This window comes from Mesobacillus sp. AQ2, assembly GCF_030122805.1.
Taxonomy (GTDB): domain Bacteria; phylum Bacillota; class Bacilli; order Bacillales; family Cytobacillaceae; genus Mesobacillus; species Mesobacillus oceanisediminis_A.
In genome coordinates this window covers 498,003-511,379 of sequence record NZ_CP126080.1, presented here as the reverse complement: position 1 = coordinate 511,379, position 13,377 = coordinate 498,003, and the positions used below count along the sequence as shown (strand labels likewise).

Genomic DNA, 13,377 nt, shown 5'->3' with positions numbered 1-13,377 from the left:
TGTTAAATTGAATTCGATCATAATGGAACAATGAACAGAGATAGAACGAATATCACCATTCCTGAGTATCCAAGAGAGTCTAATATTATATTGGTTTTACCTTCCTCATCAAAACGTTCTTCTTTTTCGATTTGTTTAAGGACCTTTTGCTGCAGATGTTCATCTGGAAAATTCTCATTTGCTTGTTTAGCTCGGCCTCCAAAGAAAAATAGCCGATGTATTTTAACAGATGGCAGCATTAAAATAATACCTGCCGCAATTCCTCCCAGACCAATCACATCTCTGTTGATGCTGGAAGTAAACAAAACCGATATCAGGACCAAAAGAGAAAATACGATTAAGCTGATGACTAAAACGTACTTTATTTTGCCCAGAACGTTCCCTCCATTCTTATAACATCAGGCTACTTCATGAACCAGACAATCAATATGATAATCAGTACAAAAACAAAACAACCACCCTTTGTAGGACTTCCGTATACAGCCCTATTCCAGCCGTCATCACCGTCTATTTTACTTTTATCATCATCTCGGCCATGCCTGGACATTAAATCACTCCTTTGAATGGTTGGATATATTAGATGGTTTTTAAAACCTGTTAAGAGCAGAAGTATAAAGAATTTCTTACTAACACTTACGTTTTAAACAAAAAAAATGTTTCAATAAAACACAAAAGGACGGTTCACCCGTCTCATAAAGTTTTTTATATTCCTTTTCCAGGACACCAGAACCTTCCCCATGTCCCACCTTTTTATCCATTTAAATAAAGGTATATAATCAGAAAGATGATCAATCCAATCATGAAAACTGAACCAAGACTTGCACTAAACACGACATAGACCTTTGTGTGGAGTATGACATGAACAATTAAAACTATAAGCAAACCTAGAAGCAAATAGATGGCTAATTGCAAATTCTTATTCCTATTCAAACGATCAGCACCTTATAGTTCCAATTTATCGAAAAGCAGTAGTTGTCCATATTCTTTATATATTTGATCGTGGCAAATTTTATACCAATCACGCCAAAAAAGAAAAGGACGGTTATCCCGCCCCCTCTAAATTACTTCTTATTTACTTTCTTCCGCTGCCAGAACCGTCTCCAATTCACTATACTGTTCGGATGGGACAAGCTCATCCTCCAGCAGGACATAAGGATGTGTTTCCATCAGGATTTTTCTGAGGTGCTCTGGCATTTTCACCCCTTGATAAGCGCAAATCAATGGAAAGAATAGTTCGTTTACAGCATCGTCTACTATTCTCTCAAAATCTTCAATAATATTCAGAGGCTCTTTTATAGAAGCCCACTCGACATGTGCCCATGACCGGAAAGAAATTTCATTTTCCACATATGGCTGGACTGTTTTTTGAAAATACTCCGTAATCGCAGGAGGATGGTAACTTCCACTTGAATAATAAAAATCGAAGTTATTGACCCAGTGAACCAATTCCATTTGGACTGATGTTAACCGTTTGTTCAGTTCTGCATGCAGGATTTTGTAAATCCGATCATTTTCAATCAGGATCACATAATCCCCCGACAGAACACCTTCTTCTATATATCTTATGGCCTGTTCTATGTAATTTCTCATACCATCATATGAGTATAGGATATGAACATTCTTTTGGTCCCCTAACATCTGAGCCATTTTATATTTCAAGTGATCACTCCTTTTTTTGTTTGCTTCCATTTTACGCGGTTTCCGAAGAGAATACTATTTGTTTTTTTTTTGAAAAACTTACCCTTAAAAAACAAAAAGGGACGGTTCTCCCATCCCCTCAAAACACATGTTCACTCCTGTTCTCCGGGACACCAGAATCCTCACGAAGTCCATCCCGTGCCACAGTATGCTTATTCCCCTTTTTTCTCGGACAGCTTAACCGGCGCCAGGTCCCAGACTTCTTTCACATATTTCAAAGCATTATACCCCGTTATCTTTAGTTTCATATCATTCTTTTCGAGGCCATCGATTCCCAGTGTCTGTTCGGTGACAAAATAGCGGGGCTCCACCAATTTTTCATAATCGACCGGCCCTTTATTCTCATCGTATTCGATGCCATTTTTATCAATGAGCACTCCTTTAGATTCCATATGGTTGATGATTGGCTGATCTGCATAACCGTCGTTAAAATCGAACTGAAGCGAGTCGTATTCCCGATTTTTGATTTCGTTATCTGTTATTACGACATTGGTCATCTGCCCATTTTCAACCTTATCGATGCTGATGTCACTGCCTGCATACTTGATTGTCTGGGGGAATTGCCGGGTTTCGCCAAGGTCGATGGTTTTAGGTTGGATTACGGATAAATACACCGATTTTAACTTGGCTCTCACCTCTTTTGGCTTTTCCCCATGAACGGGATCGAAGTAAGTTTGAAAAGCAATCCAATCATTGTCCTGCTGGTAGTCCATAAAGTAGCTGCTATACATGTCAGCCTCCACTTCGTTCTTGTTGACTTCAAGAGTACGGAAATCAATCCTATCAATCCGTTTCTCCAGTTTTTCTGTATTGATCGCATACTGTAAAATCGTTGTCGTTGGAGCAATCGTCAATTTATCAATCCTGATTGGGACTCCCTCGATTTCTTTTTGTTGATTGACAGAGTATTCCAGGGAAGGCTGTTTGGTTGCCGGGAATTCGAAGGACCAATCCCCTGTTTTATACTCACCAGGAGTGAAACCAAATCTCAATGCAGTGTCGTTCGTCAATTCCTGGATCTTGGTGATCCTCAGCTTGATCAGCCCCTCCTCCTCTTTTAGCGGACTGAGAGCAACCTTGCCGTAAAACACATTCTTCTCCCTTTTGTTCATTCCCGCTTCAGCATCAGGAATAGAAAACCGCGGATAGCTTTGCGTTTCCATAATGTCCTGTTCATTCTCAACGGAAACTCCATCATCAAAGCCCATGAAATATTGCTTATTCTCCTCCGTAGCATGAATCTCATAAAAAACCAGCGTCTGGATGTCATCAGCAACCACCCCGTTGATTTTCACCGTTACTCCTGCACTTTCCGCTTCCAGGCTCAGCCTTTTACCAAGGCCTTGCTGCAAAAAGGAACGTAATTGTTCATCATCTTCCGCCCATGCATAGTAGACCTTCGGCAGCGCACCCGTCATGAAACCAAACGCCATTACAAATGCAAATACACTTGCAAAAATAAGGGCCAGCTTGTTACGCTTTTTATTCTTCTTTTGCCGGTTTTCCTTTTTTTCTGACAGCCTTTTCCTGACGTTTTCCAGGAGTTGAGAAGGTATCGTAAGTCCTTGCACCTCCTCGACCTGGTTCAGACTGGTCATTGCCATTTCCTGAAAGCTCCCTAAATCAGCCTGGCATTCCGGGCAGTAATAAAGGTGCATTTCAAATTCAATCTTTGCCTGACGATCCATCAATTTTTCCAGATAATCGATATAATGCTTATGGTATTCTTCACAGCCATGATAGTCATCTCCATACAGCTGGTCCCGGACAGACTGAATCCCTGAGAACAGATGTCCCTTTATTTTATCCACGGCAATCCCAAGGATTTGTGATGCCTCCTCAAGGGAAAAGCTCGCTGCATAAGTAAGGATAAGCGCTTCCTTATCATCATTATTAAGATGGTCAATCGCTTTGAATAAGTCCTCCCTTGTTTTCTCAGAGTCTTGCAAACCGCCATCTTTAGAAAGCTCCCGTGCGTTCTGAACAAAAATCGTTGTCACCCACATTTTAAAAGAGATATCCCCTTTATACCTCGGCCACTCCTTATGCACCCTCACAATTGACCGGTAAAAGAGATTCTCCATCTGCTGCTGGTTTTGAACATAGAACCAGCCCAGCGTATAAAAATATTTCTTATACTGATCAAACCAATCAACGACAGATTCAATCCCTTTCTCCTGGATCGCCGCTATCGAAATCGGCTCTAGTTTTTCCAGTATCATCTATATTCCCCCCAGGGACAGCGATCCCGAGCATAATTTTTGAATAATCAGTCACCTTTAAAAACACCTTGCCTTCAAGAACATCAAGCCATGACTTTCTTTAAGTCTTTCTCTCTAACCCAAATCTGGGCATCTCTGATTTCATATTTGATCTTCGCTTCATCCAGACGCGGTAACTGATTTTCGGTAGTGTCTGTCCAATTTGTAAGTGATTCATTAGGATTACAAGAAGCTAAAGTGATCAATAGGAAAATGATTATTTTCTTCAAGCTGACCACCCTTTTCTTATAACTGTCTACCACTTCAACAATACCACAAATTGGCAAATAGAGACATAGGTTTTGGAGCTCTTTCTGACCGTCCTAATAAAAAAGCAGCCAGGATTGATTTTGCTCCTGGCTGCTTCTTTTCAGACTAATCTGGCTGGATGACATTATCAATCTCAGACCAGTCGAAGGTTCCTGCACGAATCTTTTCGCGGCGGTCTTTGGTAATGATATCTGTCGGTCTGCCGCCATTTGGCCAATCTTTATCATGGCCTTCCCAGACCGGACGATCCTGGGAAAGGATAAAAGCTGCAAGATTTGCTGCTTCCTGATCCGTTAAGGTTCCGCCATTCGGCGGCATATTATTCTGGATATACCCTGCTATTTTTGACAATCTTCCCATTCCTGCCCCATCGTTGAAGGAGTTTTCTCCCCATAGGGACGGTCCAATTGTCGCACCTTTCCCTTCGCCATTTTCACCGTGGCAGGCGACACAGCCTTTTTCGGTATACAGTCTCTCGCCATCCTCGACTTTCGGCAGCGGGATTTCTTTCATCGTGTTCTGCATTCTCCACGGGAGCTCAGTGCCAACTTCAATCCCCTCTGAGATATAAGTCAGATAGGAAATCATCGACCGCATCTCTTTGCTGTCATTAGGCAGCTTTTTTCCATTCATGCTTCGGACCATACAGCCATTTACTCGGTCTTCAAGCGTATAAACAACACCTTCCCTCGGCCGGTATTGAGGAAATTGAGTGGTCACCCCCACCATCGAAGCAGACTTCGCAAGCCCTGCATCGGCATGGCAGCTGGAACAGGACAACTGGTTCCCGACATATCCATCCAGAACAGTATCCGTTTCATGGAATACTTTTTGCCCATATGTAATGTATTCGGTCATGGGATTTTTCGGATCGAGATCGTCCATTGACGGCGGATTATAAGCCGCATCCCCGCCTTCATTTTCTCCCCCGCCCTTTTTACTGTCAGCGGCCTGCTCATTCGTCTTTCCTTCCGTATTCTTGCTTTGACTCTCTTCAGGATCTTTATGGGCATTATCATTGCTGCAGGCTGCAAATGAAAACACAAGCGCCAACATCAAAAAAACTACCCAAATTGGCTTCTTCCGCATTTTTTCAACTCCTAAAATAATTTCATATAATAGCTTCTTAATTTTTTATCGAAATTATTCGCCGAGAAGTTTTTAACCCTTGCATTGCAAGATACCGTAATGTAGAGTATATGTATATCTTGTAATACAAGGTACCACTCTTCGCATCAAATACCTTGCAATACAAGCTACTGAAAGGAGCCTTCTATATGGCTGATACGACACAAATGCTCAAAGGGATCCTGGATGGATGCCTTTTATCCATCATCAAAGAGGGCGAAATCTATGGGTATGAATTGGCCGCCAAGCTAGAGTCCTATGGCTTCCATTCTTTTAGCGAAGGGACGATCTATCCCCTGCTGCTGAGGATGCAAAAAGAAGGCCTGGTGAGCACAACGCTAAGGAAATCCACTGCTGGGCCGAAACGTAAATATTACACATTGACCGAAAAAGGTGAGCAGGAATTGGAGCAATTCATCATCCGGTGGACGCAGCTGAGCGCCTCGGTGAACAATGTATTGAATAAAGGCTATTTTCGTAATGATAGTTGTTAAAATCCTAAAGCCAATTTTAACGTAATACAAAGCTATTTTGTAGGTCGGTATTAAGTTGGTATGCTCTTTTCTCATAGCAAGAATCTACTTAAAGAAGAAGCATAGTTCATTCACTTCTATGGTGTAGCCAATAGCAAAAAAGTTTGAGAAAAGAGCCTAAACAAAAGGGGGAAACGATGGGATGGTCTCGAAAAAAGCGGAACAATTTTTAGTGGAACTGCGGATGTATTTGATCTCAAAGGGGAAAAACGACCAGGAAATCAATGAAATCACCGAAGAACTTGAAGTGCATTTAATGGAGGCAGAAGCTGCCGGCAAGGATGTCAGCCATATCATCGGAGACAGTCCGAAGAATTATATGAAGAGCATCGGCGAATCAATGAAGACCGATTATGGTCAGTTGGCCGGCCTTGTTCCATTGATGATCCTGATGATCACAGCCTATTTAAGCATTGGGCCGGCAATCGAAGGGACGTTTTCCGTTTCTCAAGGCACCATCTGGTTTGCAATTATCATTAGCGGCATAGGCATCCTGACCTACGGTTTATTCTTATTCAAGGTGCTGCCAAAATTCTTTCATTCTAAATGGGGCTATGTTATTTTTTTCGGTATCTCTATAGCGACAACCAGTTTAATCGTGGTATTCCTGCTCTGGTACAAAGCACAGGATTTCGAACCCACCTTTATTGCAACCCCAGCGCAAAACAACTGGATCATCGTCCTCTGTGCTGTGATTTTCATTGGTGCAGCTCTTTACACCAAAACCTGGTTCACTGTCCTGATTCCTTTATTTATATCCATTGGTTCAATTGCCACCCGATTCATCCCGGATGAAACAAACAATGATTCCCTGTACATCACGATTATTATCCTTACATTTTTACTTGCATCAGCTGTGTTAATCGCCATCTATTTTTACCAGAGAAAAAAAGAGCAAAAGAAAATTTAATATTTCAAAGGAGCTCAACTAAGTTAAGCTCCTTTCTGTATTTTAGTGGATCTCATGCTCAGGATAAATCAATTCATTGTCAACAAAAATCCTGCACTCAACGGTTATTGCACCGCCGAGGCTGACTTTAATATGCTGGTTGTTCCAAGAAAAATTGGATGCACCTATGCACAGCCGAACTGGTAAAAATCAAAGAAAATTTCCAAGTCGCCAAAAAAGTTGTGAACATCGCCAATAAAATTATTTTTTCGCCAAAAACATGGCAAGCAGGTCCAAATAGGAACGCTAATGCCTTTCAAACAAGGATGTAAACAGATTCTATACTGAAATAGAACGACATTTTTTAAAAATACAGTCTTGAGCACCCTTTTCATGGTCAAACTGCAGATAATGATGGCATTAACCAATTAGCAGGGTTTCACCAAGAAGGACTTCGTGAACAATTGTCGTATATAATAAGGCTAAAATCTATAGTCATTTTGAGAGGGTGAACGCATGGCGCTGAGCTTTAAAATCGCTGACGAAATGGAGCTGCACGAAATCTATGAATATGCTGGAGTCAACCGTAAAGAAGCAACAAATCACGATTCAGAAGATAATCAGCAAAAAATGATTGAAGCATATGAGCATTCTGCGAAATATAATGCTTATTTTGTTTGCTTGATGGATGCCGACACACTTATTGGCTGGGTTCAAATTGATAAAGCATTCGATTACTTAACGGGGGATGAAATCGGCTGGATCAATGATTTATATGTAAAAGCGCCCTACAGAGGCAAAGGCTATTCCAAATTATTGATGGAAGAAGCGTTTAAGGAGTTTCGTAAAAACGGATATAGCGATGTAAGGCTGAACGTCTATTCACACAATGAAAAAGCAATAAAGTTATATGAGAAAATGGGATTTAAGGATGTCAGCAAATTCATGAAGATTTCTTTATAATATCAAAAAAAACGCTGTTGAGGCTCAACAGCGTTTTTTTACTTTTACCCCACAATCAATCTTTCTTTCGGATAATGGCATTTAGGCTCTGCTTTTCCACGGTTAAACAAGAAAATGAAGGACAGGATCCCGATTCTTCCGATAAACATCATGGCAATGATGACGACCTTCCCTGCGTAACTCAGATCAGGTGTTATCCCCATTGACAAGCCAGTTGTTCCGAAAGCAGAACTGACCTCGAACATGATTTCCATCATCGAGAACTTCTCTGTTGCATTCAAAATGACCACCGCAGCAAAACAGAGGATGATCGCCAAAAAGCTTACGACCACTGATTTCCGGATATCTTCTTCATGCAATTCACGGCCAAATACCTTGATCGAGTTATGCCCTTTTGCAAAGTTGATAATGACCAATAATATTACAGCGAAAGTCGTCGTCCGTATTCCCCCGCCCACCGAGCTTGGCGAAGCCCCGATGAACATTAAGAAGCAAAGAAGCAGCAATGTCGGGTCAGAAAAATCACTGACATTCATCGTAGCAAGGCCGCCATTCCTGGTGGATGACGATTGAAACCAGGCAAAGAAGAAGGATTCATGCCAATTATAATCTTTAAAAAAGTGATTATACTCAAACAGCAAGATGGCGAATGCACCGAAGAACATCAGTGCAAAAAAGGTCAAGGAAGTCACCTTGGTATACAAAGAAAAATGGGTTCGATTGTGTTTTTTGCGATTCAGGAAAAATTCCTTCAATTCGACCAAGACAGGGAATCCAATCGCACCCAGGGTCAGCAGAATAATGTTCACAGTCTGCACAAAGTAATCATTCGCAAACGGAATCATCGAGCTTCCCGTAATATCAAATCCCGCATTGGTCGTTGCACTGACAGCCGCAAACGCTCCCTGAAGATACGCTTCCTCCCATGTCGGAAAATACCCTAGAAAATAAGTCCCTAAAATCAACGCTCCCAGTGCTTCAATCAACAGGATGATAATCAAAATCTGCCTCATCAGTTTGACCAGGCCCGACATTTGGGATTGGTTCTGGTCCGTCATGATTAACTGCCGGTCTTTAAGGCCGATTTTTTTTCGCAGCACCAGCCAAAAAAATGTACCGAGCGTCATGATTCCGATTCCACCAAACTGGAGGATGAACATTAGGATAAAAATGCCGGTTGTGCTGAAGGTATCCGGCGTAGACACGACAGCAAGACCGGTTACACTCACCGCACTCACTGCTGTAAACAAGACATCAATGAATGTCCAGCTCACCCCCGGCTTCAACGCGATTGGCAAGCTAAGTAACGCAGCCGAGATCAAAACAGCGAAAACATAAAACAAAACAATGATCTGAGCCGGCTTTAAGCGATTCCTTCTCAAAATATTGACCAAAGATACCCCTTCTTTACTTTTCAACTTATACGGGATAGAATCCCCATCCCTTAAAAAACCACAAAAAAACCATCCCAAATAAAGAATGGCCATAAGACCCTTCTCCCAACCGCGCTTACGGAGTTAGCTGTCGGATTAGGGATTGAGAGCATCCCCTTTTAGCTGCACACGCTAAAATTCACCCCAAGATAAAATCAATTTATCCAAAAATGGTTCCCCCGCTCATAGGATTCAGCAAAAAGGTTTGTTATTAAAATGAATACATATAAATTACTCCTATATCATTTTGGTGTCAATGCCCATTTTACAGTTTAGCCCAGATTGGAGGCGATAGGACAGTTCTTCCGTCTAACTTAGGCAAGATACGAGCACATATTGATACTACTTTAGTAAATACTAATGCTGATAAAACGATAACTGAGGAGGAATCCATAATATGCAACAGAATCAACAAAAAGCAAAAAGCGGCAATGCTGCAACTGCCGGATTTGCAGGCACAGATGCACAGCAAGTAAAACAGCAAATCCAAAAAGATGTACAGGCAGGCCAGGGAGCGATGACCTCCCGGGAAGCAGGAGCCATGCGGGATTAAAAAACCACTTTAGAGTGGTTTTTTCTATGTTCATAATCGTTTTGTCCATTTTTGTACTTCTCATTGCTCCACTTTTTCTAGCTTCTTTCTTAATACCCTTAGCCCTGATTAATCCCAGGACTATTTTTGACAGCTATTACTCTTAGCACCCCAAACCTGTCTAAATCCAGAGCTTTTTTTGACAGCTTTTACCCTTCCACCTTCAAACCTGTCTAAATCACGCGCTTTTTTTGACAGCTTTTCCGCCTTCAGCATCAAACCTGTCTAAATCCAGAGCTTTTTTTGACAGCTTTTCCTCTTAGCACCCCAAACCTGTCTAAATCACGCGCTTTTTTTGACAGCTTTTCCTCTTAGCACCCCAAACCTGTCTAAATCACGCGCTTTTCTTGACAGCTTTTCCCCTTTCACCATCAAACCTGTCTAAATCACGAGCTTTTCTTGACAGCTTTTCCGCCTTCAGCATCAAACCTGTCTAAATCACGGGCGTTTTTTGACAGCTTTTCCCCTTAGCACCCCAAACCTGTCTAAATCACGCGCTTTTTTTGACAGCTTTTCCTCCTCCACCCTCAAACCTGTCTAAATCACGGGCTTATTTTGACAGCTTTTCCGCCTTCAGCATCAAACCTGTCTAAATCACGGGAGTTTTTTGACAGCTTTTCCCCTTCCACCCTCAAACCTGTCTAAATCACGCGCTTTTCTTGACAGCTTTTCCCCTTCCACCCTCAAACCTGTCTAAATCACGGGCTTATTCTGACAACATTTCCTCAAAACACCGCAAACTTGTCTGAATCCTTAATCGGGAGATCAAGTCACGTAAAATATTAAGGGACACGAGAACGTCTCGTGTCCCATCCAAACCTACATATTCTTGCTCTGCTGAAGAAGTTGGGACTTTCCTGTGCGTTCCCATTCTTCTACTGTCTCATATGCTTTTTCTGGTGTGTATCCTTTTCCGACAAGCACACCCATTAGAATGAATTCCTGCAGGATGTGTGTAGCGTTGATTCCTCTTTTCACGTCCTCCAGTCCTTCTTGCACTAAAAACTCGGTGTGTTTTACCCATTCGTCCGGGGTCTTTCCAAAAACCTCTGGAACTCCATTGCTCGCTACTGGTCTTTCCATTGCATCTGCATGGGTCACATGCACTGTACCAAATGGATGGTTTGGCGGAGCATAAATGGAGTATAACTTGAGTGGAGTATTGCCTGTGTTGGTCACGTTATGCCATGTTCCTGCGGGAATCATGATGGCGGAATCATCGGCGACATTGGTTTGGAAGGTCAGGTTATCTCTGCTTTTGCCCATTTGGACAACTCCCTGGCCTTTCTCAATCCGCAAAAATTGATCGACCTTCGGATGGATTTCCAAACCGATATCGTCGCCAACCTCGATGCTCATCAAGGTGACCTGCAGATGTTTCCCTGTCCACAAGGCTGTCCGATAATTCTGGTTTTGAATCGATGCTTCATTGATATTCACCACATACGGGTTTGGACCATAATCCTTTAAAACAAGTTCCCTGTAAGGATAGTGGAAAGAATGATAACCATTCGCCTGGTCCCAGTTTACGCATTGTCTTCCATTATTGTAGTACATCGGCCCATTGACATAATAAGGGTAAGGATTTGAATATCCATAGTACATTTTTGCTCAATCCCTTCACAATTTCTCAGAATATCCTATGCACTTGTGACAGGAATGTACTTAGCAGAAAAAAGGACTGCCTAAAAACTGCATGTATTTCTGGCCCTCGAAAAAAGCCCCGACAAAAAGTCAGGGCTCCTCGTTATTTCCTATGCATCTTGAACTCTAAAAACAACTCATTGTAAAAAGCAAGGTTTGCCTGGCCGAGATTTTCATAGACCTCAAGCTTCTCTGTCAGCTCTGCCGATGGATAGAATCTTTCATCCGTCACCATCTCTTCTGGCATAAACTCAAGTGCTGCTTTGTTCGGCGTCGAGTAGCTCACCCACTCAGTATTGAGCGCAGATACTTCCGCATCCAGGATGAAGTTGATGAACTGGTGCGCTCCGTCAACGTTCTTGGCTGTCTTCGGGATGACCATATTATCGAACCAGAGATTGGAACCTTCTTCCGGAACGACATAGTCCAGTTTTTCATTTTCGGACATGATGTCGGCGGCGTCACCAGACCAGACGAGACCGATCGGTGCTTCTTCGTTCGCTAACAAGATCTTTATTTCATCACCGACGATGGCTTTGATGTTCGGCGTCAGTGTGTCGAGCTTCTCTTTCGCCTCACGGAGATGGGTTTTGTTTGTATCGTTCAAGGAATAGCCGAGGCTGTTCAAGCCCATACCCATTACTTCGCGGGCTCCGTCGACTAACAGGATTTCATTTTTTAGCTCAGGGTCCCAGAGGTCATTCCAGCTTTTAAATTCCTTTCCGTCCAGCAATTCGGGATTATACACAATCCCAACTGTTCCCCAAAAATAAGGAATCGAGTACTTATTGTCGGGATCGAAGGGTAGATCCATGAAGCGTTCGTCGATATTTTTCAAATTCGGCAGCTTCGAATGATCAATCGGAATCAGCAGGTCCTCTTCCCGCATTTTTTCAATCATATATTCGGAAGGGACAGCAATATCATACGATGTTCCGCCCTGCTTGACCTTCGTCATCATCGCTTCGTTCGAATCGAATGTTTCATATACGACGCTGATGCCTGTTTCTTTTTCAAAGCGTTTGATGAGATCCGGGTCGATATAATCTCCCCAGTTGTAAATTGTCAACGTATTGTCACCTGAGTATCCCTGGGTGTCATTCAGCTTCGAAATCGCCACAAGCAGCAGTGCTGATACGATGGCAATCGCGATAAACACGCGGACTAATTGCTTCATTTCTTCACCCCCACTGCGTTCAGCTTCTGGCGCTGCGTGATGAAGTAGTAGACCACGACCAGCAGGATCGTGAACAGGAATAACAATGCTGATAACGCGTTAATATTCAGGGATACGCCGCGGCGTGCCAGCGAGTAAATTTCGACGGACAGTGTACTGAAGCCGTTGCCTGTCACGAAGAACGTCACGGCAAAATCGTCCAGTGAATAGGTCAGCGCCATGAAAAAGCCAGCCATGATGCCAGGCGAGATGAACGGCAGGATGACCTTAATCAATACTTCCCAGGTGCTTGCCCCCAAATCCCTCGCAGCGTCCACGAGCGATGAGCTCATTTCCGACAGCTTCGGCAGTACCATCAAGACAACAATCGGCACGCTAAAAGCAATATGGGACAGCAGCACGGAATAAAATCCGAGCTTATAACCGGAAATCGTGAACAGAATCAGGAACGAGGCCCCGATGATGACATCCGGACTGACGATCAGGACATTGTTCAATGACAGCAGCCCATTGCGGATGGATCGTTTTTTCACCTCATGGATCGCCAGTGCCCCTATCACGCCAATAATCGTCGCAAACAGCGCGGACAACAAGGCGACGACCAGTGTATTCAGCACAATGATCAGCAGTCGCATATCTGAGAACAATTCCTTGTACCAATCAAGGGTAAAGCTCTCGAAATGATACATCGTTCCGCCGCTATTGAATGAGTAATAAATCAGGAAAAAGATCGGTGCGTATAAGATAAAGAAAATAATCATCAAGAAAACGTTCGTTAGTTTAGATGTT

At 42.8% G+C, this 13,377-nt stretch carries 14 protein-coding genes and 1 riboswitch; of the genes, 4 read left to right on the top strand and 10 right to left on the bottom strand.

Going from position 1 to position 13,377, the window contains the following annotated elements; translation table 11 throughout:
- Positions 1 to 17 precede the first annotated feature (17 nt).
- From QNH36_RS02600 to QNH36_RS02575, 6 genes are all read right to left on the bottom strand, one after another.
- Complete coding sequence (locus QNH36_RS02600) at positions 18 to 278, bottom strand: hypothetical protein (RefSeq protein ID WP_283904614.1); 261 nt, start codon at positions 276 to 278, stop codon at positions 18 to 20.
- Between the two features lie 125 nt (positions 279 to 403).
- Positions 404 to 547, bottom strand: coding sequence for a hypothetical protein (locus QNH36_RS02595; RefSeq protein ID WP_283904613.1), 144 nt, complete (start codon positions 545 to 547; stop codon positions 404 to 406).
- 521 nt (positions 548 to 1,068) lie between these two features.
- Positions 1,069 to 1,659, bottom strand: coding sequence for an MEDS domain-containing protein (locus tag QNH36_RS02590; protein ID WP_144480133.1), 591 nt, complete (start codon positions 1,657 to 1,659; stop codon positions 1,069 to 1,071).
- A gap of 191 nt (positions 1,660 to 1,850) precedes the next feature.
- Positions 1,851 to 3,920 carry a DUF4179 domain-containing protein gene (locus QNH36_RS02585; protein ID WP_144480135.1) on the bottom strand — a complete coding sequence of 690 codons (2,070 nt, stop codon included), beginning with the start codon at positions 3,918 to 3,920 and terminating at the stop codon, positions 1,851 to 1,853.
- 83 nt (positions 3,921 to 4,003) lie between these two features.
- The gene (locus tag QNH36_RS02580; protein WP_283904612.1) at positions 4,004 to 4,189 is read right to left on the bottom strand and encodes a hypothetical protein; all 186 of its coding nucleotides are present in this window, start codon (positions 4,187 to 4,189) and stop codon (positions 4,004 to 4,006) included.
- A 145-nt stretch (positions 4,190 to 4,334) separates the two neighbouring features.
- Complete coding sequence (locus QNH36_RS02575) at positions 4,335 to 5,318, bottom strand: c-type cytochrome (RefSeq protein ID WP_283904611.1); 984 nt, start codon at positions 5,316 to 5,318, stop codon at positions 4,335 to 4,337.
- A gap of 188 nt (positions 5,319 to 5,506) precedes the next feature.
- Between QNH36_RS02575 and QNH36_RS02570 the strand changes: the two genes are divergently transcribed.
- From QNH36_RS02570 to QNH36_RS02560, 3 genes are all read left to right on the top strand, one after another.
- Positions 5,507 to 5,851 carry a PadR family transcriptional regulator gene (locus QNH36_RS02570; protein WP_144480139.1) on the top strand — a complete coding sequence of 115 codons (345 nt, stop codon included), beginning with the start codon at positions 5,507 to 5,509 and terminating at the stop codon, positions 5,849 to 5,851.
- 181 nt (positions 5,852 to 6,032) lie between these two features.
- Positions 6,033 to 6,800 (top strand): DUF1129 family protein, encoded by a 768-nt coding sequence (locus QNH36_RS02565; RefSeq protein ID WP_283904610.1) that lies wholly within the window; start codon positions 6,033 to 6,035, stop codon positions 6,798 to 6,800.
- Between the two features lie 495 nt (positions 6,801 to 7,295).
- A complete protein-coding gene (locus tag QNH36_RS02560) occupies positions 7,296 to 7,742 on the top strand; it encodes a GNAT family N-acetyltransferase (protein WP_251544951.1) in 447 nt (148 codons plus the stop codon).
- Positions 7,743 to 7,786: 44 nt separating this feature from the next.
- On the opposite strand, the gene QNH36_RS02555 is transcribed toward QNH36_RS02560, so the two are convergent.
- Positions 7,787 to 9,136 (bottom strand): TrkH family potassium uptake protein, encoded by a 1,350-nt coding sequence (locus QNH36_RS02555; protein ID WP_251544950.1) that lies wholly within the window; start codon positions 9,134 to 9,136, stop codon positions 7,787 to 7,789.
- Positions 9,137 to 9,233: 97 nt separating this feature from the next.
- Positions 9,234 to 9,383, bottom strand: a riboswitch (cyclic di-AMP (ydaO/yuaA leader).
- A 189-nt stretch (positions 9,384 to 9,572) separates the two neighbouring features.
- Here QNH36_RS02555 and QNH36_RS02550 point away from each other — a divergent pair.
- A complete protein-coding gene (locus QNH36_RS02550) occupies positions 9,573 to 9,728 on the top strand; it encodes a hypothetical protein (RefSeq protein ID WP_186326841.1) in 156 nt (51 codons plus the stop codon).
- Positions 9,729 to 10,586: 858 nt separating this feature from the next.
- On the opposite strand, the gene QNH36_RS02545 is transcribed toward QNH36_RS02550, so the two are convergent.
- The 3 genes from QNH36_RS02545 to QNH36_RS02535 form a co-directional block, all read right to left on the bottom strand.
- On the bottom strand, positions 10,587 to 11,372 hold the full coding sequence (locus QNH36_RS02545; RefSeq protein ID WP_283904609.1) for a cupin domain-containing protein: 786 nt from the start codon (positions 11,370 to 11,372) through the stop codon (positions 10,587 to 10,589).
- 142 nt (positions 11,373 to 11,514) lie between these two features.
- Positions 11,515 to 12,588, bottom strand: coding sequence for an ABC transporter substrate-binding protein (locus QNH36_RS02540; protein WP_283904608.1), 1,074 nt, complete (start codon positions 12,586 to 12,588; stop codon positions 11,515 to 11,517).
- Positions 12,585 to 13,349: an ABC transporter permease gene (locus tag QNH36_RS02535; protein WP_481825314.1), complete on the bottom strand. Its 765-nt coding sequence runs from the start codon at positions 13,347 to 13,349 to the stop codon at positions 12,585 to 12,587. Before QNH36_RS02535 ends, QNH36_RS02540 begins: the two co-directional genes overlap by 4 nt.
- Positions 13,350 to 13,377: the final 28 nt, after the last annotated feature.

Excerpts from the sequence above, each read along its gene's own strand:
- QNH36_RS02560 (WP_251544951.1), top strand. The coding sequence starts at position 7,296 with ATGGCGCTGAGCTTTAAAATCGCTGACGAAATGGAGCTGCACGAAATC.
- QNH36_RS02570 (WP_144480139.1), top strand. The coding sequence starts at position 5,507 with ATGGCTGATACGACACAAATGCTCAAAGGGATCCTGGATGGATGCCTT.
- QNH36_RS02595 (WP_283904613.1), bottom strand. The coding sequence starts at position 547 with ATGTCCAGGCATGGCCGAGATGATGATAAAAGTAAAATAGACGGTGAT.
- QNH36_RS02565 (WP_283904610.1), top strand. The coding sequence starts at position 6,033 with ATGGTCTCGAAAAAAGCGGAACAATTTTTAGTGGAACTGCGGATGTAT.
- QNH36_RS02535 (WP_481825314.1), bottom strand. The coding sequence starts at position 13,349 with ATGATTATTTTCTTTATCTTATACGCACCGATCTTTTTCCTGATTTAT.
- QNH36_RS02540 (WP_283904608.1), bottom strand. The coding sequence starts at position 12,588 with ATGAAGCAATTAGTCCGCGTGTTTATCGCGATTGCCATCGTATCAGCA.
- QNH36_RS02585 (WP_144480135.1), bottom strand. The coding sequence starts at position 3,920 with ATGATACTGGAAAAACTAGAGCCGATTTCGATAGCGGCGATCCAGGAG.
- QNH36_RS02545 (WP_283904609.1), bottom strand. The coding sequence starts at position 11,372 with ATGTACTATGGATATTCAAATCCTTACCCTTATTATGTCAATGGGCCG.
- QNH36_RS02575 (WP_283904611.1), bottom strand. The coding sequence starts at position 5,318 with ATGCGGAAGAAGCCAATTTGGGTAGTTTTTTTGATGTTGGCGCTTGTG.
- QNH36_RS02550 (WP_186326841.1), top strand. The coding sequence starts at position 9,573 with ATGCAACAGAATCAACAAAAAGCAAAAAGCGGCAATGCTGCAACTGCC.